Origin of the sequence: Arthrobacter sp. CAL618, from assembly GCF_000468215.1 — a bacterium.
Classification (GTDB): domain Bacteria; phylum Actinomycetota; class Actinomycetes; order Actinomycetales; family Micrococcaceae; genus Arthrobacter_D.
Map to the genome: position 1 here is coordinate 1 of NZ_ASZW01000250.1, position 844 is coordinate 844.

The 844-nt window shown below is 67.7% G+C and carries 2 protein-coding genes; both read left to right on the forward strand.

What is annotated here, in order from left to right; all coding sequences use genetic code 11:
* Positions 1-330 (forward strand): hypothetical protein (locus tag K728_RS21350; protein WP_035748287.1); only part of this gene is annotated, 330 nt, incomplete at its 5' end.
* Positions 331-350: 20 nt separating this feature from the next.
* Positions 351-844: PspA/IM30 family protein (locus K728_RS0115055; RefSeq protein WP_024477191.1), on the forward strand; the 494-nt coding region annotated here is incomplete at its 3' end.

An 844-nucleotide genomic window follows, 5' to 3' on the forward strand; every position in this document is an offset into this window, starting at 1 on the left:
CTCGATGCTGCAGCCGGGAGCGGCGGCCCGATCGGTGAACTTCCCATCGTTGCCGAGGACCTATTCCGTGCGGAGCGGGCACTCGAGAACCAGCTGCGAATGGCCGAGCGCGAACCCGACCGGCAGCTCAAACGGGATCTGGCCGGCCGGATTGGGGAGCAGGTCCAGTCCTACGGCACTCTCTCCGCTGACCTCCGCCGGTCGTTGATGCAGGCGGGCCAGCCCACCGGTGCCAACGAAATCCAGCGGGCCAGCACCCACCTCACACGCGAAATCAATGTGCTGCAGGCGTGGAGCAAGTCCTACGGCACCCCCGACCAAATCCAGTAGAGGCTGAGGGAACCACCACCATGTCAATTGGCCGCCGCATTTCCCGCATCGTCCGGGCCAACCGGACCGCTGCCAAGGAGAAGCCCACCGACCCCATCCAGACCGTTGAACAAGCGCACCGGCAGCAGCTCGACCTGGTGGATCAGGCCCGCCGCAGTGTTGCTGATCTGGCCGCCAACCGTCACCGCCTTGAACTGCTCGCGGGCGAAGCGCGGGCGGAGCTCGACCAGCTTGAGCGCCGCGCGTCCAGCGCGGTCAACGCGGGCGACGACGAAGCCGCCCGGGCGGCACTGCGGCGAAGTCTCGCCGTCACCAAGCGCCTCGAAACCCTCACCCGTCAGCGGAATGATCTCGACACCCAGGTGCGCCAGCTCGACTCCAACCTCCAGCGGCTCGAAACCCGGGTGGAAGACAATGGCATCCGCTACCAGACGCTGAAGGCCCGCCACGGTGCCGCCCAGGCCGAACTTGGCATGCAGGACGCACTTGCCGGGTCCGGGCAGGCAGCGGCGGG